This is a genomic window from Dongia deserti, from assembly GCF_003574735.1.
In the GTDB taxonomy this organism is placed as follows: domain Bacteria; phylum Pseudomonadota; class Alphaproteobacteria; order Dongiales; family Dongiaceae; genus Dongia_A; species Dongia_A deserti.
The window spans coordinates 55,533-76,179 of sequence record NZ_QORW01000011.1 but is presented as its reverse complement, the minus strand read 5'-3'; the positions used below and the strand labels follow the sequence as shown (position 1 = coordinate 76,179).

At 62.3% G+C, this 20,647-nt stretch carries 21 protein-coding genes; 6 read left to right on the top strand and 15 right to left on the bottom strand.

What is annotated here, in order from left to right:
* Nucleotides 1-12: 12 nt before the first annotated feature.
* The 10 genes from DTX69_RS18050 to DTX69_RS18005 all read right to left on the bottom strand — a co-directional run bounded on the left by DTX69_RS18050 (nt 13) and on the right by DTX69_RS18005 (nt 10,775).
* On the bottom strand, nt 13-1,557 hold the full coding sequence (locus DTX69_RS18050; protein WP_119302952.1) for a PAS domain-containing sensor histidine kinase: 1,545 nt from the start codon (nt 1,555-1,557) through the stop codon (nt 13-15).
* Nucleotides 1,554-2,744, bottom strand: a complete 1,191-nt coding sequence (locus DTX69_RS18045) for a DUF2336 domain-containing protein (protein ID WP_119302951.1) — start codon at nt 2,742-2,744, stop codon at nt 1,554-1,556. Before DTX69_RS18045 ends, DTX69_RS18050 begins: the two co-directional genes overlap by 4 nt.
* Before the next feature lie 482 nt (nt 2,745-3,226).
* On the bottom strand, nt 3,227-4,000 hold the full coding sequence (locus DTX69_RS18040; protein ID WP_119302950.1) for an SDR family NAD(P)-dependent oxidoreductase: 774 nt from the start codon (nt 3,998-4,000) through the stop codon (nt 3,227-3,229).
* A 23-nt stretch (nt 4,001-4,023) separates the two neighbouring features.
* Nucleotides 4,024-5,028: an ABC transporter ATP-binding protein gene (locus tag DTX69_RS18035; protein WP_119302949.1), complete on the bottom strand. Its 1,005-nt coding sequence runs from the start codon at nt 5,026-5,028 to the stop codon at nt 4,024-4,026.
* Between the two features lie 15 nt (nt 5,029-5,043).
* Nucleotides 5,044-5,874, bottom strand: a complete 831-nt coding sequence (locus DTX69_RS18030; protein WP_119302948.1) for a carbohydrate ABC transporter permease — start codon at nt 5,872-5,874, stop codon at nt 5,044-5,046.
* A gap of 2 nt (nt 5,875-5,876) precedes the next feature.
* Nucleotides 5,877-6,749: a carbohydrate ABC transporter permease gene (locus tag DTX69_RS18025; protein ID WP_119302947.1), complete on the bottom strand. Its 873-nt coding sequence runs from the start codon at nt 6,747-6,749 to the stop codon at nt 5,877-5,879.
* 258 nt (nt 6,750-7,007) lie between these two features.
* Nucleotides 7,008-8,324, bottom strand: coding sequence for an ABC transporter substrate-binding protein (locus tag DTX69_RS18020; RefSeq protein ID WP_407643989.1), 1,317 nt, complete (start codon nt 8,322-8,324; stop codon nt 7,008-7,010).
* 161 nt (nt 8,325-8,485) lie between these two features.
* Nucleotides 8,486-9,436 (bottom strand): sugar-binding transcriptional regulator, encoded by a 951-nt coding sequence (locus tag DTX69_RS18015; protein WP_119302946.1) that lies wholly within the window; start codon nt 9,434-9,436, stop codon nt 8,486-8,488.
* 38 nt (nt 9,437-9,474) lie between these two features.
* Complete coding sequence (locus DTX69_RS18010) at nt 9,475-10,137, bottom strand: HAD family hydrolase (RefSeq protein WP_119302945.1); 663 nt, start codon at nt 10,135-10,137, stop codon at nt 9,475-9,477.
* Complete coding sequence (locus tag DTX69_RS18005) at nt 10,134-10,775, bottom strand: SGNH/GDSL hydrolase family protein (RefSeq protein ID WP_119302944.1); 642 nt, start codon at nt 10,773-10,775, stop codon at nt 10,134-10,136. Before DTX69_RS18005 ends, DTX69_RS18010 begins: the two co-directional genes overlap by 4 nt.
* A 234-nt stretch (nt 10,776-11,009) precedes the next feature.
* On the opposite strand from DTX69_RS18005, the gene DTX69_RS18000 reads away from it, so the two are divergent.
* The gene (locus DTX69_RS18000; RefSeq protein ID WP_119302943.1) at nt 11,010-11,996 is read left to right on the top strand and encodes an aldo/keto reductase; all 987 of its coding nucleotides are present in this window, start codon (nt 11,010-11,012) and stop codon (nt 11,994-11,996) included.
* A gap of 312 nt (nt 11,997-12,308) precedes the next feature.
* Nucleotides 12,309-12,734 (top strand): nucleoside diphosphate kinase regulator, encoded by a 426-nt coding sequence (gene rnk, locus DTX69_RS17995; RefSeq protein ID WP_119303102.1) that lies wholly within the window; start codon nt 12,309-12,311, stop codon nt 12,732-12,734.
* A 9-nt stretch (nt 12,735-12,743) separates the two neighbouring features.
* Here the strand turns inward: rnk and DTX69_RS17990 are convergent, their stop codons facing one another.
* Together DTX69_RS17990 and DTX69_RS17985 are read right to left on the bottom strand one after the other, a co-directional pair.
* On the bottom strand, nt 12,744-13,574 hold the full coding sequence (locus tag DTX69_RS17990) for an arylamine N-acetyltransferase family protein (protein WP_119302942.1): 831 nt from the start codon (nt 13,572-13,574) through the stop codon (nt 12,744-12,746).
* On the bottom strand, nt 13,571-13,987 hold the full coding sequence (locus DTX69_RS17985) for a winged helix-turn-helix transcriptional regulator (protein WP_119302941.1): 417 nt from the start codon (nt 13,985-13,987) through the stop codon (nt 13,571-13,573). The genes DTX69_RS17990 and DTX69_RS17985 overlap by 4 nt, the downstream gene beginning before the upstream one ends.
* Nucleotides 13,988-14,073: 86 nt before the next feature.
* Between DTX69_RS17985 and DTX69_RS17980 the strand changes: the two genes are divergently transcribed.
* A complete protein-coding gene (locus DTX69_RS17980) occupies nt 14,074-14,391 on the top strand; it encodes a DMT family transporter (RefSeq protein ID WP_119302940.1) in 318 nt (105 codons plus the stop codon).
* A gap of 7 nt (nt 14,392-14,398) precedes the next feature.
* Here DTX69_RS17980 and DTX69_RS17975 read toward each other — a convergent pair whose 3' ends face one another.
* On the bottom strand, nt 14,399-15,274 hold the full coding sequence (locus DTX69_RS17975; RefSeq protein ID WP_119302939.1) for an EamA family transporter: 876 nt from the start codon (nt 15,272-15,274) through the stop codon (nt 14,399-14,401).
* A 97-nt stretch (nt 15,275-15,371) separates the two neighbouring features.
* On the opposite strand from DTX69_RS17975, the gene DTX69_RS17970 reads away from it, so the two are divergent.
* Together DTX69_RS17970 and DTX69_RS17965 are read left to right on the top strand one after the other, a co-directional pair.
* Nucleotides 15,372-16,292: a LysR family transcriptional regulator ArgP gene (locus DTX69_RS17970; RefSeq protein WP_119302938.1), complete on the top strand. Its 921-nt coding sequence runs from the start codon at nt 15,372-15,374 to the stop codon at nt 16,290-16,292.
* A gap of 185 nt (nt 16,293-16,477) precedes the next feature.
* Nucleotides 16,478-16,957 (top strand): VOC family protein, encoded by a 480-nt coding sequence (locus tag DTX69_RS17965; protein WP_119302937.1) that lies wholly within the window; start codon nt 16,478-16,480, stop codon nt 16,955-16,957.
* A gap of 3 nt (nt 16,958-16,960) precedes the next feature.
* Here the strand turns inward: DTX69_RS17965 and DTX69_RS17960 are convergent, their stop codons facing one another.
* Nucleotides 16,961-17,689: a class I SAM-dependent methyltransferase gene (locus tag DTX69_RS17960; RefSeq protein WP_119302936.1), complete on the bottom strand. Its 729-nt coding sequence runs from the start codon at nt 17,687-17,689 to the stop codon at nt 16,961-16,963.
* A gap of 490 nt (nt 17,690-18,179) precedes the next feature.
* Entirely contained in the window at nt 18,180-18,911 is a 732-nt protein-coding gene (locus DTX69_RS31040) for an AraC family transcriptional regulator (RefSeq protein WP_119302935.1), read from the bottom strand.
* Nucleotides 18,912-19,114: 203 nt separating this feature from the next.
* On the opposite strand from DTX69_RS31040, the gene DTX69_RS17950 reads away from it, so the two are divergent.
* Nucleotides 19,115-20,218, top strand: coding sequence for a TauD/TfdA family dioxygenase (locus DTX69_RS17950; protein WP_119302934.1), 1,104 nt, complete (start codon nt 19,115-19,117; stop codon nt 20,216-20,218).
* Nucleotides 20,219-20,647 lie beyond the last annotated feature (429 nt).

Genomic DNA, 20,647 nt, shown 5'->3' with positions numbered 1-20,647 from the left:
ATCTGGCTCCTGCTACCGCACCGCCGCCAGGTGCTTGCCGTCGAGCAGGCGCGAGGCCGGTAGCGTGATGATGGCGCGCGTGCCTTTGCCCGGCGCGCTTTCGAGGCGAAGCTCGCCGCCATGCAGGCGCGCGAGGCCGCGGGACAGCGGCAGGCCGAGGCCGGCACCGTCGAACTTGCGGTGCAGAGCGGAATCGACCTGCACGAACGGCTCCAGCACCCGGTCGATGTTCTCTTGGCTGATACCGATGCCGTTGTCGGCCACGCTGAGCTCCAGTTCGCCATGGGCAGAGAGGCGCGCGCCGACGGTAATGCGGCCGTGCTTGGGCGTGAACTTGATGGCGTTGCCGATGAGATTGATCAGGATCTGTTTCAGCTTCTGCTTGTCGGCGTGGACGCGCGGCAGCTTGGCCGCGACGTCGAGATCGAGAGAGAGCTGGCTGTCGGTCACGCGTTCCTTTACCAGGCGCACCACCGACTCCACGATTTCGTCCACGCTGACCACGCTCTCATGCAACGTCACCTTGCCCGCCTCGATACGCGAGACATCAAGGATGTCGTTGATGATGCCGAGCAGGTGCAGCGCGCTGCCGTGGATGTCGCGGATGTAGGACTTGTATTGCGGGTTGCTGACCGGCCCGATCATTTCCATGCGCATCACGTCGGCGAAGCCGATGATGGCGTTCAAGGGCGTGCGCAGCTCGTGACTCATGTTGGCAAGGAAATGGGTCTTGGCACGGCTGGCGACGTCCGCCTGCTCCTTCGCCATGCGCAGGCTTTCCTCGCGCTTGGTCAATTCGGTGATGTCGGTCGCGGCGCCGCGATAGCCCTTGAGCGTGCCGTTCGCCCGGTCGAACACCGGCACGGCCGACAGCATGAATAGTCGCCGTTTGCCTTCGCCGTCGATCGCGTCGAACGGCACGTCGCGGAACGGCGACATGCGCTCGAATCGGCGCTTGGCCACCTGGCGCAGCGTGTCCGTCACCATCATGTTCAGGAGGTTCTTGCCGATATAGTCCTGCGGCGGGCGGTCGAGCGCATTGGTGATGCGCTGCGAGACCATGGTGAAGTTGAGGTTGGCGTCGGATTCCCACACCCAGTCGGCGGTCAGGCGCAGGAAGTCCATGTAGCGGTCGAGCATCTGGGCGATGTCTTCGGTCCCGATGCCATGGTCGGCGAACATCTGCAGGATGCCGCCGAAGCCGTTCAAGGCGCCGTCATTGTCGAACACCGGCACCATGCGCGACTTCAGGATCTGCGTGGTCTGGCCGATAATGTAGCGGTCCTCGCGATAGACGGTGCTGCGGCTGTATTCGATCTCCTCCGCCACCTGGCGCAACGGCAGCAGGTCGCCGATGCGGCCATCTTCCGTCTGCACCTCGGCAACGCGCCGATAGCCTGAGTTGCACCACCGGATCGCCCCGGTCTTGTCCGCGAGGAACAAGGCCGGACCGAGATCCATCAGCTCCTTCTGGAATATGTCGCGTAACTGCTCCGGTGTCGGCGACCGGCCGATCTCCGGTTGCCAGTCGCTGACGATCATCGATGCCTGCATCATTGCGTCCCGTCCCCTTCGGAAGTCGGGCCCAAGAAATCGGCGCCCCCGCCTGGCCGGCTTCCGCCTTGCTCGATAGTCTTGATGGCATAGAGATATTGTGGATCGCGCCGCCAGCGCTCCAGAACCTTCATAGCCGCGTCGGTCGCGACCTTGTCGTAGAAGCCCAGCGCCCGGCCCAAGTCGACCGCGCCGCCACCCAGGCCCGGGCGCGCGCGGCGCGTCAGCAGATAGATGGTGGCGAATTCCTCGCGCGACAGGCGCAAGGCGCGCGCGATCACCGCGATGCCGTTGCCGCCCACTTCATACAGCAGCCGATGCACCAGGCCGAGGCGCAGCTCCGAGGCCTGCGCGAACATGGCTTCGAACATCGGCACTTCGCCGCGGCGCAGGGTCTGGATCATCAGCCGCGCGGTCAGCTTGCCGCTTTCCTTGATCGCGCGCGCGGCCTCTTCGGCTGGCGTCAGCGCTTCGGGCGACGGCGTTTCGGCCTTGGTCGCTTCCACCTGTTCTTGGAGTATGGGCTCGATCGTGTCGTCGAGCTCGTTTGCGTCGACCTGGAACTTCTCCACGATGAATTGGCGGATCGCGGCGGAGACCCAGTAGCACATCTTGACCGCCAGATCGCGCGGCAGGTCGCGGCGATGGACCAGAGGCTCCTGGAACTCGTCGATATGCTTCGACTGGTCGACAAGATAGGCCATGGTCTTTTCCGAGATCGTGGCTTCCTGGTTGTTGAGCAGGGCCATGATCACGTCGCTGTGGCCGGTCTCGACCAGCACGTCGCTGACCGACATGGAGAGATCGCGCCGCATGGCGACGGCCAGGATGTGCTGGCGCGAGCGGTGATGGATGATCTCGATCAGATCCGCGTCCTGCAGCGCGCGGGAGCGCATCAGGATGGGCGAGGCGATGTCGATCTCATCGTTGGCCAGCAGGATGGCGAGCTCGCGCGGCGTTCCGGGCAGATCGGCGAGCCGATGGGAGAGCTTGAGGCGGATGTCGTGGGAGACTTCGCGGACCAGCTTTTCGAGGATGTCGACCATCAGCGCGCGTTCTTGCGCGCTCAGGACCGCGGCCTGCTCTTGGAACAGGTCGCCCATCACCTCGAAGAGATGCGACCGCGCCTGCTCCGATTTCTCCCGCGCCAACTGCAGGAGCTGCTGCACTTCCATGGCTTCTGCAGCCATCGAGCGACTCCCCAATGCGACCGCTCGGTCACGAATTCCGAGGGATGTCAGGTTCGCTCAAAGGCGCGCGTGCGGCACTGAAAAACTCGCGGCGGACAACCCCGAAACTCGCCCGCCGATCGCCGTCCAACCGCCCTTGTTGAACCTGCTGCTCCAACCTGGAATCAGAACACCCCGGAGCGTTACTTCGCGGTTAACGATGCGTGCAATTAACCTAAAAGTCAAAGCAAAATAGCAAGATCACCGCATAAGCATTTGATTCCCGTAATATTTCTGAGTCGATCCACAGACTTATCTACATCTTGAGTCAAAGACTAAATTTCGGCTCAAGGGCTGGGGTCTCTATCCGGCGAAAGCTTATTGTCGCGTGTAATACTCTGAGCGATCAGGCGAATTTGCATGCGGCAAATGGTTAAGGGACGAGAAAATGTTTAACGTCTGTGGCCATTCTGCCACAGTTCGTCAGGCAATCTGCTTCGGCGCTACCAACAAGTATACCCGCCATCCACCAGCACGATCGAGCCGGTCATCAAGCTGGCGGCGTCGCTGGCGAGGAAGAGGACGGCGGAGGCGATTTCGTCCACTTCACCCATGCGGCCCATGGGCGTGCCGCCGATCCAGGCCTCGTACATCTCTGGCTTCGATTTCACGAAGGCGTTGAGCGGCGTGTTGATGTAGGTCGGCGCGACGGCGTTGACGCGCACACCGCGCCCGCCCCACTCGGCGGCGAGCGACCTGGTCAGGTGATGCACCGCCGCTTTCGACGCATTGTAGTAGCTCTGCGCTTGCGGGCGATTGACGATGAAGCCGGACATGGAGCCGACATTGACGATCGAGCCCTTGCCGGCGACGAGCATGCGCTTGCCGAAGGAGCGGCAGCACCAGAAGGTGCCGTTCAAGTTCACGTCGAGCACGTTCAGCCAGTGCTCGTCCTCGACTTGCTCCGCCGGCGTTTCGGAACGCGCGATGCCGGCATTGTTGACCAGGATGTCGACGGTACCGTGCGTCCTGCCGAGCTTGTCGGCCAACGCCTCGATGCCTTTCGAGTCCGTCACGTCGACGACCGCGACGTCGCAGTCATAGCCCTTGCGCTTCATTGCATCGCGGCCGTCCTCGGCGATCTTCGCGTTATAGTCGGCGATCACGACCTTGGCGCCGGCTTCGGCCAGGGCTTCGACGCAGGCAAGGCCGATGGCCTGCCCGCCGCCCGTCACGACCGCGACGCGGCCTTTCAACTTATACTTCTCGAGATACATGCTGGCGTTCCACTCCGTTGAAATCAGGCGCGCATCGCCCGACCGTCGGAATCGAAGCGATGGATGCGGTCCGGCCGCGGCGTCAGGCCGACTTTGTCGCCGGCCGCCAGCGCCAGCTCGCCCGGCGCGCGGGCTGTGATACGGCCGATCGTCTCGGCATCGACATGCAGGAACGTATCGGAGCCGAGATGCTCCGCCACCCGCACCACGCCTTGCCATTCGCCGCGATCGCGCGCGGTGGCGATGTGCTCCGGCCGGATGCCGATGGTGCCGGCGCCGAACTTCGCCGCGATCGCGCCATTCAGCAGGTTCATCTTGGGCGAGCCGATGAAGCCCGCGACGAACAGGTTGGCGGGGGTGTTGTAGAGCTCCAGCGGCGCGCCGACCTGCTCGATATTGCCGGCGTTCAAGACCACGATCTTGTCGGCCATGGTCATCGCTTCCACCTGATCGTGCGTCACATAGATCATGGTGGTCGCAAGCTGCTGGTGCAGCTGCGTAATCTCCAAGCGCATCTGCACGCGCAGCGCCGCGTCGAGGTTGGAGAGCGGCTCATCGAATAGGAATGCCTTGGGCTCGCGCACGATGGCACGGCCGATGGCGACGCGCTGGCGCTGCCCGCCGGAGAGCTGGCGCGGCTTGCGGTCGAGATAGGAGGAGAGATTGAGGGTGGCCGCCGCCTTCTCGACCTTCTGCTTGATGATCTCAGGCGATTCGCCCGCCATCTTGAGGCCGAAGGCGATGTTGCTCCGTACGCTCATGTGCGGATAGAGCGCATAGGATTGGAAGACCATGGAGAGGCCGCGCTTTGCCGGCGGCACATTCGTCATGTCGACGCCATCGATGTCGACGCGGCCGCTGGTGACGTCTTCGAGTCCCGCGATCAGGCGCAGCAACGTGGACTTGCCGCAGCCGGACGGGCCGACGAACACCACGAACTCGCCATCCGCGATGTCGAGGTCGATGGACGGGATGACGATGACGTCGCCGAACGCCTTGCGCACGCCTTTGAGATGGATCCTACCCATGGAACGATCCCCTGATCATTTGACGGCACCGAAGGTGAGGCCGCGCACCAGCTGCTTTTGCGAGAACCAGCCCAGCACCAGGATCGGCGCGATGGCAAGCGTCGAGGCGGCCGAAAGCTTGGCCCAGAACAAGCCTTCAGGACTTGAATAAGACGCGATGAAGACGGTGAGTGGCGCGGCGTCCGTGGTGGTGAGGTTCAAGGTCCAGAACGCCTCGTTCCAGGCCAGGATGACGTTGAGCAGCACGGTCGAGGCGATGCCGGGCACGGCCATCGGCGCCAGCACATACACGATCTCGCGCCACAAGGTCGCGCCATCCATGCGCGCCGCTTCCAGGATCTCGCCGGGGATCTCCTTGAAGTAGGTGAACAGCATCCAGATGATGATGGGCAGGTTGAGCAGGAACAGCACCGCGATCATGCCGCCACGCGTGTTGAGCAGATGAAGGTCGCGGAACAGCAGGTAGATCGGGATCAGCGCGCCGACCGGGGGCATCATCTTGGTGGACAGCATCCACAGCAGCAGGTCCTTGGTGCGCTTGCCGGGTGCGAACGCCATGGCCCAGGCGGCAGGAATCGCGAACAGCAGCCCGACCAGCGTCGACCCGAGCGACAGCAGGATGGAGTTGGTCGCGAACAGCAGATAGTTGGAGCGCTCCTGCACGACGCCGTAATTCTCTGTCGTCCAATCGAAGAACAGGAACTTGGGCGGGATCTCGACCGCCTCCAGCTCGGTCTTGAAGCTGGTGACCGCCATCCACAGGATCGGGAAGAAGATGACGAGGCCGACGAGCCAGCAGGCGGCGGTGGTGATTGTTCTGCGGCGGAGCGAATGGGCGCGTGCCATCGTCAGGCCTCCAGATTGCGGCCGATCATCCGCACCAGGAAAATGGCGACGATGTTGGCGAGGATGACCGCGATGATGCCGCCGGCCGATGCGCCGCCGACATCGAACTGCAGCAGCGCCTGGGCATAGACCAGGAACGGAATGTTGGTGGTGAGGTTGCCGGGTCCGCCGCCGGTGGTGACCAGGATCTCGGCGAAGACGTTCAGAAGAAAGATGGTCTCGATCAGGATCACGACCGTGATCGGCCGCGCCAGGTGCGGCAGCACGATATAGAAGAAGAACGAGAGCGGCGGCGTGCCGTCCATCTCCGCCGCTTCCTTCTGCTCCTCATCCAGCGACTGGATGGCGGTCAGCAGAATGAGCGTCGCGAAGGGCAGCCATTGCCAGGCGACGATCAGGGTGATGGCGGTCAGCGGCGCTTGAGCAAACCAGTCGATCGGCTGCAGGCCGAGCAGGTTGGCGATCCAGGCGAACAGCCCCTGAACGGGATGCATCAGCAGGTTCTTCCAGATGAGGGCACTGACTGTCGGCATCACGAAGAACGGCGCGATCACCATCAGCCGCACGATGCCGCGGCCCCAGCAGGGCTGGTCCAGCAGCAGCGCCAGCAATATCCCGCCGACCACCGAGATCAGGAGCACGCCGCCAACCAGCTTCAGCGTGTTGAAGAGTGCGGCGAAGAACGCGGGATCGCTCAGGAAATATTCGTAATTGACGAGGCCGATGAAGCTCTCGTTGCCGGGATCGAGCAGCGAATAGCGCAACAGCGAGAAATAGATGGTCATGGCGAGCGGCACGATCATCCACAGGAACAGCACCAGGGTGGATGGCGCGGTCGCCGCATGGGCAAGGATGCGTGTCTGACGTGTGGCCATGGTTGCTGCGCCTCGCTCTACACGCTCACTCTTTCGTCATGGTCGGACTTGGTCCGACCATCCACGAGTTTGTCAGCGAGTGATGAACTTATCCGACGCATATTCGAACGCTTCGTGCAGCCTCGCCGGGTACTCGTGGATGGTCGTGCCCACGCACAACCATGACGGTACTGGGCGCGAGCCAATCAGGCTCCGAAGAGAAGGTGCCGCCCGGCCCTGCGCGGAGCCGGGCAGCAAGGGGAGATGGGAGGCAGTGGCTTATTTGATGTAGCCTGCCTTGGTCATCTCGCGCGTGGCGATCGCCTGCGCGCTCTGCAGCGCCTGATCGACTGTCGTGTCGCCGGACAAGGCTGCGGAGAACAGCTGGCCTACCTGTGTGCCGAGACCCTGGAACTCAGGGATCGCCACGAACTGCACGCCGACATAGGGCACCGGCTTCACCGTCGGCTTGGTCGGATCGGCGGAGTTGATGGAATCCAGCGTCATCTTCGCGAAGGGTGCCGCCTTCTGGTAGTCCGGGTTCTCGTAGAGCGAGGTGCGCGTGCCCGGCGGCACGTTGGCCCAGCCTTCCTTCTCCGCGACCAGCTTCAGGTAGTCCTTGCCAGTCGCCCAGGCGATGAACTTCTGCGCCGCGTCGGTCTTCTGCGAGCCCGCCGGCACCGCGAGCGACCAGGCCCACAGCCAGTTGCCGCGCTTGCCAAGCCCGTTGTCCGGCGCAAGGGCGAAGCCCACCTTGTCCGCGACCTTCGATTCCTTCGGGTTGGTGACGAAGGAGGCCGCGACCGTGGCATCGATCCACATGCCGCACCTGCCGGAATTGAACAAAGCGAGATTCTCGTTGAAGCCGTTGGAGGAGGCGCCCGGAGGGCCGGCGTCCTTCATCAGCTGGGTGTAGAACGCGAGTGTGTTCTTCCATTCCGGCTGATCGAACTGCGGTTTCCAGTTCTCGTCGAACCAGCGTGCGCCGAAGGAATTGGCAGTGGCGGTGAGGAACGCCATGTTCTCGCCCCAACCAGCCTTGCCGCGCAGGCAGATGCCGTAGACTCCGCCCGACGGATCGGTGATCTTGCGCGCCGCTTCCGCAATGAAGTCCCAACTCGGCGCATCCGGCATCGTAAGGCCGGCCTTCTCGAACAGGTCCTTGCGATACATCACCATCGAGCTCTCGCCATAGAACGGCGCGGCGTAGAGCGTGCCGTCGAGCGAGAGGCCGGAACGAATCGCGGGCAACAGGTCATCGACGTCGTACGCGGCGCCGAGATTGTCGAGCGGCACCAGCCAGCCCTTCTTGGCCCAGATCGGCACTTCGTACGTGCCGATGGTGAGAACGTCGAACTGCCCGCCCTTGGTGGCAATGTCGGTCGTCACCTTCTGGCGCAGCACGTTCTCTTCGAGCGTCACCCATTCAAGGCTGATGTCCGGATTCTTCGATGTGAAATCATCCGCCAGCCTCTGCATCCGGATCATGTCGCCGTTATTGACCGTGGCGATGGTGAGCTTGGTGTCTGCCGCCGCCGGAAATGCCAGAGCGGCCAGCACGCACGCGCCGGAGAGGGCGCGAAGCATCAGTTTCATGGTTCCTCCCATCCAGCTCTTATGCTGAGCATTTGCTAATTGAACGGGCATATACTCGAACTGCAGGTGGCTCGAGTCAAGGCGGATTCCGTGCTGCGGCGCAGCGCTGGCACGTAAACTATTGCGCTATAATGGAAAATTTTGTGGGAAAAGGCTCAGCTCTAGAGCAAGAGCTCAGCCGTAACTTCGTTGGTGATGAGGCCCGTGATGAATTTCCCGGCGAGCGCCGCCTTCAGCGCCTTGGCCTTGAAGACGCCCATGGCAACGGCGATGACGAGGCGCGCGGCCGGCTGATCCAGCGGCACGCTCGCCACGCGGTCATTGGTGAGGCCCTCGATCAGCCTGCCTTTGGCATCGAAAGCCCAGCCGACGATCTCGCCCACCGCACCCGCCTTCACGAGCGCCCGCATCTCCGCCGCGGTGACGAAGCCATCCTGCACCAGAGGCGCGCTGTCGCCCATCTGCCCGACGCCGACGAAGGTAACGTCGGCCTGCTGGGCCAGATCGACCACGCTCATCACTGATTTCTGCGACAGGAACAAAGCTTTTTCATGAATGGTCGAAGCAATGACCGGCAGGGGCATGGGATAGTGCGGCGCCTTCACCGCATCGGCGATGCGCATGATGACATCGTAGAAGGACGCGGAGCCGTCCGGCGCGATGTTGCCGACCAGTGAGACGATCTTGTGCTGCGGGCATTCCATCGGCGGCAGTTGCTCGACCGCGGCGCGCAGGGTACGCCCCGATCCCATGGCAACGACGATCGGGTGCTGTGATGCGAGCCGTCGCTCCAACTCCGCCGCCATCGCCTCGGCCACGCCGAGGGTCGTTGAGGGCGAGGTCGGATCGGCGGGCACCACTTCGCACAGCTGCAGCGCATATTTGTCGATGAGGCGCTGCGACAGGTCGAGGCACTTGGCGATCGGATGGTCCAGCCGCACCTTGATGAGCCGCTGGCTGACAGCGAGCGAGACCAGGCGCTGCGCCGTCTGGCGCGACACCCCGAGCTTGACCGCGATCTCGTCCTGCGTGTTGCCGGCAATGTAATAGAGCCAGCCCGCCCGCGCCGCTTCGTCGAGCCTGCTGGTTTCGCTGTCCGGTTTCTTCGCCATGCGCCCCCTCGTGGGCGCAAACCTTAGTCCGAAGCGTGTCAGCGCCTCAAGTGCGGTGCGCCGGCGAAGAAGTCCCTCATATCGCGGAGGGAGCGGTCGGGCTTGATGTCCGGCGCCGGCATGCGGTGGCAGGCAGCGTAATGGCTCCCTCCGGTGAACTGCCACGCGATCATGCCGGCGGCCTGCGCTGCAGCGATGCCGAGGTCGCTGTCCTCGACCACCAGGCAGTGCTTGGGGTCGACATCCATCACGGCGGCTGCATGCAGGAACAGATCCGGTGCGGGCTTCGGCCGATCGACCATGGAGACGGTGAACACCCGATCGCGAAATCGCTCGGCCAGGCCTGCCGCGCGCAGCGAATGATGCGCGCGCTCCGGGCTCGAGCTGGTGGCTGCGCAATAAGGAACCGCGAGTTGGTCCAGCACGTCGCGGACTCCGGGCGTAGGGCGCAACTCCGCTTCGAAACGCTGCGCCAAGCGGATGCGGTAGGCGCTCTCGAACGACGCGGGGAGCGGCGCGCCGGCCATGGTCGCGATCTTGCCCGCCACCACCGCATACGGGTGTCCGATGAAATGCTCCAGCACATGGCCCATCTCGATCGCGATGCCGTGCTCGGTCAGCGCCTCCACCAGCGTGGTCGCGCTGATGATCTCGCTGTCGATCAGGACACCATCGCAGTCGAAGATGACGAGGGAGATCATGCAGTCATCGTGCGGATCGCGGCGGCCACTGCTTTGCCGAGCTTCTCATGCTCGCCCGCTTCGAAATGCACGCCGTCGGTGTCGCTGGTGCGGATGACGGTGCCGGCATCCAGGAACGCGGCACCGTATTTCTCCGCTTGGGGGCGATAGGCGGCGCCGAGGCGCTGGGATTTTTCGCTGCCGCCCAAGAACATGTCGCCGAGGAAGGTGAGCTTGGCGAGGGGCGGCGGCGCGATCAGCAGGACCCGTGGCGCCGTGTTGTTCGGCCCGGCGCCGGACTTGGCGATCGTGTCGAGCAGGATGCCGACGGACTCGGCGATATCGAGTGGCTGCACCGCAAAGCGCGATTTGAGGTCGTTGGTGCCGAGCATCAGGGTCATGATGTCGATCGGCCGATGGCTTTCCAGGCACGCGCGCAGATACCAGAGGCCGTTCTTGTAGACGCCTTCGATCGGATCGTCGTGCAGGGTGGTGCGCCCCGGCAATCCTTCCTCGATCACCGTAAAGTCGGCGGCAAGCTCTTTGCGCAGCACGCCGGGCCAGCGTTCATCCGGCCCGAAGCGCCGGATGTCGTCGCGGTGATGCATCGGAATTGAGCCGTGTGTGTTGGAATCGCCGAAGCAAAGGACGACGGTCATGACTGCAGCCTCCTTCCGAGCGCACCTGCGCCGAAGATTGACGCGTCCCTCGGCCCGCGTCCAGTCACAGCCTGCGCCAAGGTCGCCGAACCACGTCGAAACCGCGACAAGGAAGAGTGCCTACTCTGGTCCCGATGAGGGTGACATTGTGATTGACGCACCGATGAAGGGTTGCACGTGCCGGTCCCGCCTCCTACCTCAAGAGTTTGCCACACCACACTTCAGGAGCTCGCCATGCAGCACCGCCCTCTCGGCCGCAGCGGCCTTTCCGTATCAGCACTGGGCCTCGGTTGCATGGGCATGTCGGAGTTCTATGGGACGCCCAATGACACGGAATCGATGGCAACGCTGGAGGCGGCGGTCGCGTCCGGGATCGATTTCTTCGACACCGCCGATACCTATGGCCATGGCCACAATGAGGAATTGGTCGGCCGCTTTCTGAACGGCAAGCGCGACAAGGTGATCCTCGCCACCAAGTTCGGCATCGTGCGCAAGCCCGGCGCCTACGAACGGCGCGTGGACAATTCGCCGGACTACATCCGCTCCGCCTGCAATGCTTCGCTCAAGCGGCTGGGGACGGACCATATCGAGCTCTACTATATGCATCGCCGCAATCCGGATGTGTCGGTCGAGGAATCGGTCGGGGCCATGGCGGAACTGGTCAAGCAAGGCAAGGTGAAGGCGCTCGGCCTCTCCGAAGTCTCGGTAGAGACCTTGCGCAAGGCGCACAATGTGCATCCGATCGCGGCCGTGCAGAGCGAGTATTCACTGTGGAGCCGTGATGCCGAGCAGGGATTGCTGCAGGCTTGCGCGGAGCTCGGCGTCACCTTCGTCGCCTATTCGCCCTTGGGTCGTGCGTTTCTGACCGGCACGGTCGGCACGACGGAGGATCTACCCGATACCGATTTCCGGCGCGCCAATCCGCGCTTCCAGGCGGAAGCGCTGCAGCGCAACAATATCCTCGTCGCAGCGCTTGGAGAATTCGCGGCGGAGCATCGGGCGAAGCCGGCGCAGATCGCGCTTGCCTGGCTGCTCAACAAGCACCCGCATGTGGTGCCGATCCCCGGCACCAAGCGGCGCACCTACCTCGGGGAGAATGTCGCCGCGGCGGAGATCAAGCTGAATCCGACGGACATCGCGGAGCTCGACCGGATCTTCGCCCCCAGCGAGGTCGCGGGCGCCCGCTACACCGAAGAGGGCATGAGGGGCGTCGGCCTGTGACGCGCCTGTGAACGGCAGGACCCGGCAGCGATTCGCGGCCGGTTCCGCTTGACAATCCGGCCACAGGGCCCATGTTGGCTTTATGAACAGTCCGAGCACATGCAACCTGCGCTGCTGCAGGGAAACCCTGATGGTGGGCCTCTAAGCCCCCGGCTCGGCTTTCGTGCGCCCCCGAGCCCGGGGGCCATCCAGTCATAGCATCGTCTGCACGCTCAAGGTGGCTTGGGGCGCGATGGCATTGGCGCAGTCACAATAATAACGCGATCGTCCGCTCGGCCTCGAGGCGCAGCGGTGCACGCGAAGGAGAGAAGCATGGAAAAGCAATCGCAAAATGGCGGGGATTATCGGCTGCCGGAGATCGTGGTCAGCGATACGGATCACGCGCGCCTGACAAGCCTGGCGACGGCCGCCCTGGAGACGGTGCCCGATACGGCGGAGGAGCTGCTGTCGGAGCTGGACCGTGCAAAGGTCGTCGCGGATGAATCGGTACCGCCTGATGTAGTGCGGATGGGATCGGCTGTTGAATTCAGTTCCGATCAGGACCGCAAGCGTGTGACGCTCGTGTTTCCACAGGAGGCGGACATCGCGGCGGGCAAAGTCTCCGTCCTGACACCCGTCGGCGCTGCGTTGATCGGCTTGGCCGAGGGGGAATCCATCACCTGGACAGCGCGGGACGGCAGCAGCCACGAGATGACGATCGTGTCGGTCGAGCAGCCGGAGCAAAGCGCGGCCAAGTAGGGATGCGGCTCAATTGGCGGAGAAGTCCGGCCAGTTGAGCCGCGCCAGCGCGGCGGCGAAGGCGCGTTCATCCGGCACCACGATTCCGAACACGTCATGCAGGGCGGCGCAGACCTCCTCCGCGCTGTTCAGGATGCGTTGCTCGCTCTCGCCTCCCATCCGATGCAGCGACAGGCGGTTGTTGCGCAAGCCATAGCGCCCCTCCGGCGTCGCGCGCGCGGCGATCAGCGATTGCACGAAATGCGATGTCGGCCAGGTCGAGACGTAGTAGTTGGCGACCTGATAGTCGATCAGCGCCTGCTCTTGCAGATCGAAGCGATAGAACGAGGTCCACTCGTCCTTCAGCTTGCATTGCAAGGTGAAGTGGCCGTCGCCCTGCAGCAGGCGAAACGGTTCGTGGGGCGTCTGCTGCTCGATCTCAGGCTCGAGGCGCAGCGGCGCGGTGGGGCTCATGCCGAATCCGACGTCGGCGAGATAGATGCCTTCCTCCAACACGACCCGCAGCACCATGTGGCTGCGCGGCGGCATCATGTCGTTCGGCTGGTTCCACACCACCCGCGCAGCAAGTCCGGTGACGCGAAAGCCCAGCGCGCGCAGGGCATGGAGCAACACGCCATTGTGCTCGAAGCAATAGCCGCCGCGCCGCGAGCGGATCAACTTCTGCTGCAAAGACTCCAGGTCGAGCGCAACAGGCATGCCCAGCAGCGGATTGAGGTTCTCAAACGCGATCGCCTGCGGATGCAGCAGCTGGATCGCGCGCAACGTATCCAGGCTCGGCGTACGCGGCCCGTCATAGCGGATGCGCGCAAAGTAGGAGTCCAGATCGAAGGTCTCGCTCATCTGCCGTTCACTGTCTGGTGTGCCTGATCATAGCGCTCGCGCGCCGCGTCCAGCGCAGGGAAGTTCCGCTCCGCCCAGCGGTCGAGCACGATCAGCGCATCGCTCAGCGACCGGCCAAGCGCGCTCAAGCGGTAGTCCACGTGCAGCGGCATGGTGCGGCGATCTTCGCGAATCACGAGGCCATTGCGCTCCAGGTCTCGCAACGTCTCTGTCAAGACCTTCTGCGAGATGCCGCCGATCTTGCGCAGAAGCTCGGCGTTGCGCATCGATCCCTCGCGCAGAGCCGGCAGAATCAGCATCGCCCACTTGCCCGAGATCAGCTCCAGCGCATGGCGCGCCGAGCAGTTCGCGTCGAACACGTTGCCGCTCGGCGCCGTGCCGAACGCCTCATCCGATTTCAACGAAGCCGTCATGGTTACCCGCAGGTGCGTAATTGTGGGAGTTGAGCTCAAAACATACGTTCCAGTCAATTCAGGTAAGGTGCACGAGGTGCTTTGCAATGGCCTGGCTGATCCTGCTCGCCGCCAGCGTGGTCGAGATCCTGATGGGATTGTCGCTGAAATATGCGGATGGCTGGACCAAACCGGTGCCCAGCATCCTCGGCATCATCACGGCGCTGGGCAGCGTCTACCTGCTGACGCATGCGATGAAGGACCTGCCTGCCGGCACGGCCTATGCGGCCTGGACCGGCATCGGCTCTGTCGGCATCACCGTGCTCGGCATGGTGCTGTTCGGCGATCCGGTGACGTGGTTCCGGATCGCGTGCATCGCCCTCATCATCGTCGCGGTGATCGGCTTGCGCTTCGTCGAGGCGTAGAGATGCATCATGTCGTTCGCGTCGTCATCGCGGTCCCACAGACCGCAGCGACGATGCCGAGTATGCCGACCCACTGCCACAACGTCAGCGCCTCGTGCAGCAGCATGAGGCCTAGAACCGCGCCGATCACCGGTTCCATGCTGGTCAGCGTTCCATAGGCCCTTGCCGGCAATCGTGTCAGCGCCATCATCTCCAGCGAGAAGGGCAGGGCGCTGGAGAAGATGCCGATGAGCACCGCGCTGACCAGGACGGATGGCTCGAGCAGCGCCGCACTCGGCCGGGCGAAACCGATCGGCAAAAGAAGTATCGCCGCGATCGTCATGCCGATCGCAGTAGTCTGCGTCCCCAACTCCCTTCCGGCCTTCTGCCCGTAGACGATGTAGAACGCCCAGCATGCGCCTGCCGCGAGCGCCAGGATGACGCCTTCGGGATCGAGCGCTTGCTCCACGCGGACAGGCGGAACCATCAGCACGATGCCGAGGGCCGCCAAGGCGATCCAAACGAAGTCGATCCTCCGTCGCGAGGTGAGTGTTGCGAGCAGCAGCGGCCCAACAAACTGTAGCGCCGACGCGATGCCGAGCGGGATCGTCTCCAGCGCCATGTAGAACAGCAGGTTCATGGCGGCGAGCGTCACGCCATAGAGAGAGAGCGGGACGAGAATGTGCCGCGACGGCCGTGCGCGCCACGGTCGCAGCAGGATACCCAGGATGAGTGCGCCCGCGACCAGGCGCAGGAACGTGGTGCCTTCGGCGCCGAACTCCGCGAACAAGCCCTTGGCCAAGGTCGCACCATATTGGATGGAAACCATCGCGCCGATCAGCGCGCCGATGGGGAATAGCGGCGCGCCGCCCCGTGCATCGCGACGCTGAGCCACGGAGTCCATTTGTTCCGTCCTTTTCGAATGCGATGGGTTCTTCTATTGGACGGAATTCGGACGTAGTCTAACTTAATTGTCTTAAGCCAACTAAGCTGAGCTAAACATGCTCGATTACGGCTCCCTCGCGGCGGTTGCGGCCGTGGTGCGGGAAGGCAGCTTCGACCGCGCCGCCATCGCGCTCGGCGTCACCGCGTCGGCGATCTCCCAGCGCGTGCGGGCGCTCGAGGAGCGTCTCGGTTCTGTCCTGATCGTACGCGGCCAGCCCTGCACCGCGACGGCGGCCGGTGCCCGCATCTGCGCCCATGTCGAACGCGTGCGCCTGCTGGAAGGCGAGATGGTGGCGGATCTGCCGGCGCTGTTCGGCGAAGCGGACGCCAAAGCTCCGCCGACCGTGCGCATTGCCGTCAATCGCGACAGCCTCGGCACCTGGTTCGTGCCGGCGCTCGCCGCCTTCACGGCGCGGACCGGCGCGCTCGTCGATCTCGTGCTCGACCGCGAGGAGTTCACCACCGACCGCCTGCGCAGCGGAGAGGTCCTGGCAGCAGTCACCGACAATGCCTCGGCCGTGCAGGGATGTCGGAAGCTATCGCTCGGCAGCCTGCGCTATGTCGCCACCGCCAGCCCCGCATTCGCGCGCACCTGGTTCCCGCATGGCGTGGATAAGAAATCGCTCGCCCAGGCGCCGGTGCTGATCTTCGACCGCCGCGATCACCTGCAGGCCAAATGGGCGCTCGAAATCAAAGGCGTGCGCCTCGACGGCCCGTGCCACTGGATCCCGGCAACGCGCGCCTTCCTCGATGCAACGCTGGCCGGGCTGGGCTGGGGCATGAACCCCTTGTGCCTGGTGAAGGACATCCTGGCAGACGAGCGCCTGGTCGACCTCTCGCCCGGCAAGCACGTGGATGTCGCACTCTACTGGCAGTACGCCCGCGTCGGCGCGCGGCTGCTCGATGCGCTGACGCAAGGGGTCGTGGCGGCGGCGAAGCGGGGCTTGATTGCGCGTGGACGACGGGTCGGTTCTTGACCTGCCGGCATCTGGTCGTAAAGTGGCAGCCCTGATACCGCTACAGTCTTTCAGGTGTTGCTGCGGAACGTCAGACGGCACGACGCATTCTATGTTCGTGGCGCACCGTTGATGCGGACTGTGAAGCGCCCCCGAGTGCGTGGGAAACTAGGTGGGAATTGGCTTCGAAAGTAAGAGGACAGGAAATGGCAATTGCCAAGAACACGATCTGCGTATGGTACGACAAGGACGCCGAGGCTGCAGCCCGCTTCTACGCCGAGACTTTTCCCAACAGCTCGGTGAATGCTGTCCACCGTGCTCCCGGCGACTACCCGTCCGGCAAGGCGGGCGACGTGCTGATGGTCGAATTCACCGTCGCCGGCATCCCCTGTCTCGGCCTGAATGGCGGGCCCACCTTCAAACATAGCGAAGCCTTCTCGTTCCAGATCTCCACTGACGATCAGCAAGAAACCGATCGCTACTGGAACGCCATCGTCGGCAATGGCGGCCAGGAAAGCGCGTGCGGTTGGTGCAAGGACAAATGGGGCGTTTCGTGGCAAATCACGCCGCGCGTGCTGATGGAGGCGATGGCTGCCGGCGGCGATGAAGCAAAACGCGCGTTTGAGGCGATGATGGATATGAAGAAGATCGACGTCGCCGCGATCGACGCGGCTCGGCGCGGCTGACAGTCAAGGCGATATGACCAGCCGATAGCCTGCGTCATATTCCTCAAGAGCTAGTAGCTCGGAATAGCGACGTTGCCATTCGCCTGTCTCAAGGTCTCGTGCCAGTTTGCTCAAACCTGCCTCGGCATCCCTGATCGCCCAGAAGGAAGAGCTGCCTGACCGGATGCGTGCATCCAGATATGCTGAGGGCCTTCGCCAATAGGCATACAGGAAACCGTCTGTACAATCGTGCGGCACCAACATTGGCGAAATCCGCACATTGCCCAACCACCGCTCGTAGTCGGACATCTGTGGCATCTGCGCCTCGTCCAGCGTCGCGAGCTGCGGAAGATAGTCGGTCAACCAGGGCCGGTGCGACGGGTCGAAAGTCAGCAGCACGATGGGGCCGCGAGTGACGCGGCGCATTTCGCGCAAGCCTGCCTCCTTGTCAGGCCAGTGGTGCACGGTCAGGATCGCCATCGAGGCTTCAAAGCTGCCGTCCTCGAAGGGGAGTTCGTCAGCAGAGGCTCGGATCGCCCTAGCCGCAGAGGGACTACGCTTGCGTATCATTTCGGGCGACGGCTCGACAGCAATCAGCTGTCGATCAGCTGGTTCGTAGGAGCCGGTACCGGCGCCGACGTTGAGTACCACCTTGGCAGCCCCAAGAGCCTGCTCAATGGTCTTCGCGATCCGGGGATCAGGCTTACGAAGTTCCACGTAGTTGATCCCGATGGTGTCATATAGCGCGCTCATGGTGCCAGCTTGCTGCAGTTCCCGAATGTCCGCAATGTGGGTCGGAGCGCGACCTTCGCTGCCTCCAGAACACACGACCGTTTCTGGCACTTCTCAGCCTCGAGAGCGGTCTTCATGGCGGATGGGACATGCCATCTTCAAAATTTCTTGCGTTCAAATTCGCCAAATTGCGCTCCCTTGCGCTTCCCCGTGCAGTGCAGCACGGCGGGAAGAAGTTTTGGACATGGTAGGTATCGATATACTGGAGCGGGCAAGGGATTCGAACCCGTCGACCCCAATCTTGGCAATTACATAGGACTCTAAACTTGCTTTTACGCTGCGATCCGGGAACCCGGCGTAATCAGGAGCAGCAAATCGCCTGCTGCGGGTCCCCGCAACCATCGATCGCGAATACTCGCTGGAACCGCCGCTCGGCGTGAAAGCCCTCTCTACTGAGGTTATCGAAGCAGCTGAGAGGATGCGCAGGCAATATCGAGCGGCGGCGTTACTGCTAACGTTCTGCAGCCTCTCCTCGCAGCAGCAGGTAGCGCGTTGGTGCGGTACCCAGCGTCCGCCTGAACATGTAGGTGTAAGCGCTCGCCGTAGAATATCCTGCGTTCAAGGCGACCTCTGTTATGGACTTGCCTTGTACAAGCTCCGAAATAGAGTTCAGAAGCTTGGCCTGCCTCCACCATCTGCCCAGCGTCAGTCCCGTCTCCCGCTCAAAAATCCGCTCGACAGTCCTAGCACTCGCCGGCACGCTCTCTACCGCTTTGAGCAGGGTCTTACTACCTAACGATCCGGCCATTGCCATTCGTAAGATAGGCCGCACTCTTTTGTCAGAGGGCACAGGAAGCAGTAGTGGTTCTGCGGTTGCCCCAGCAATCTCTCGCCACAGTAGATCGGCGAGCAACTGCAGTTCGCCGAAAACAGCTGCAGACTGACGATCGATAAATGCCAGGATGAGCTCACGGAGCAACGGTGAAACTGCTACCACGTTGCACTGGCTGGGTGGGCGCGGAGAACGTTCTCGAGCGAAATAAACGGTGCGCATTGACGTAGCACCCTGCATTCCGATCCAGTGTTCGACACCAGGTGGCATCCATACGGCCATGCGAGACGGCACAACGAAGAACTCGTCGCGTGTGCGGACAAACATAGCTCCCGCCGTTGCATAGATGAATTGACCGCGTGAGTGTGTGTGCCAATCGAGTTTGGTGCCGCCACGATAATCTAGCGCCACTCCAACTACATCAGTCCGCTTGCGATCGCTGATCCCCTGAAGGGGTCATACTGGCTTTCCCGATATTTCCTGTTCCGCGTTGACTGCTTCATCGGTCACGCTGTGTCGCTTGTCAGATTATCGACGACAATTGGCATTTTGTCGACTGCACTTCATTACTGAGACCGGAATAATAGAGTCATTGCGACGGTGAGGGGCGAGCGATGATCAAGATCCGTGATGATGGTCTGGAAGTCGTCTGGTCTGATGGAAAATCGTTTGTTTTCCATCCGCTGTGGTTGAGAGAAAGGAGTTTTGACGCTTCCAATAAGGACCCCGCAACCGGTCACCGCGTTCAAGAGGTCGCCTTTCTCCCACTCAATTTATCCATCGCAAGAGCAAAACTCGACGGCAACGACGGTGTTTCAATCGACTTTTCGGACGGACACTCTTGCCGATATGACTTCGATGATCTGCGACACTGTGTTGATTGTCCGCTACCCGACGACTTAGTTGGCGAGAAGGTGCTGTGGGATGCGAGCTTGAACGCTCTACCCTGGCATCAGTATGACGAACTCAAGAGTTCACCGTTCCACCTTCTTGAGCTCCTTGACTCGCTGGCTACTCTTGGCTTTGCGCTAGTGCGCGGAATGGGCTCTCATGAAAATGAGCTCGCTGCATTTGCAGCGCTCTTCGGGCCGATACGAGAGACGAATTGGGGCCGAATTGCTGATGTGAAGAGCATTGCGAATGGCTATTGCCTTAGCATGACGGGTAGGGCCCTTGAGCCGCATGTTGACAACCCATACCGGTTGCCTGGCCCGGGATACATTTTCCTTCATTGCCTTGAGAACAGTGCAGAGGGTGGCGAGTCCATTATCGTTGATGGCTTCAATGCTGCGGCGAAGCTGGCCGTTCACGATCCAGCAGCATACGACACCCTGTCTCGGGCACTGGTAACGTTTCGCTATGCCGACAATGACGCAATTCTCGAACACCATGGGACATTGATCGAACATGACGTAAATGGGCGACTTGTGCGCGTTCGATTTCACAATCGCGCCGATCAAGTAGTCGCGAAGCGGCCCGCGGAGTTGGCGGCCTACTATAGGGCTCGGAGAGAGTTCGCGGAACTACTGTGGTCCGACCGTCTAACCGTTCGATTCAAGCTCAGGGCTGGAGAGACGTACATTGTCGATAACTATAGGATTCTCCACGGCAGGACGGAGATCAAATTAGCCACGGGGAACAGGCATCTCCGCCAATGCTATATGGATCGCGATATCGTCTCCAGTCGTCAGAAAATCTTGCTGAGATCTCTGCAATAGCCTGTCCTTCCGTGCTTGAGCGGATGGACAACCGATGGGCAAGCATACCCTTCGGCTAGGGCTCGTTCTGCCTGATCATCGAGGAGCTAGCGCGATATGCCGGGAGCTGCGTTGCTACGGACTCGCGTTCGACGAATTGCACCGTCTTGTGCTTCCCTGTTGCTTCCCCGTGCAGCACAGGTGGGGAAGCAGCTTGGGATACAGTAAGAGGGTTTGACCGTTCTGAGACATAGGACAGAGGCTCGGAATCAAGGAGGTCGACGAGGGAATCTGGCTCGTCTCCTTCATGCATTACGATCTCGGATACATCGACTTGGAACAGAGAACATTGCAACCAACAGACAACCCCTTCGGCCCAGGGGTGTCACCCATGTCTTAGGAACGTTCTGTTACCTATGTCTCCGGACTGGACAGTTGATGTATTGGAGC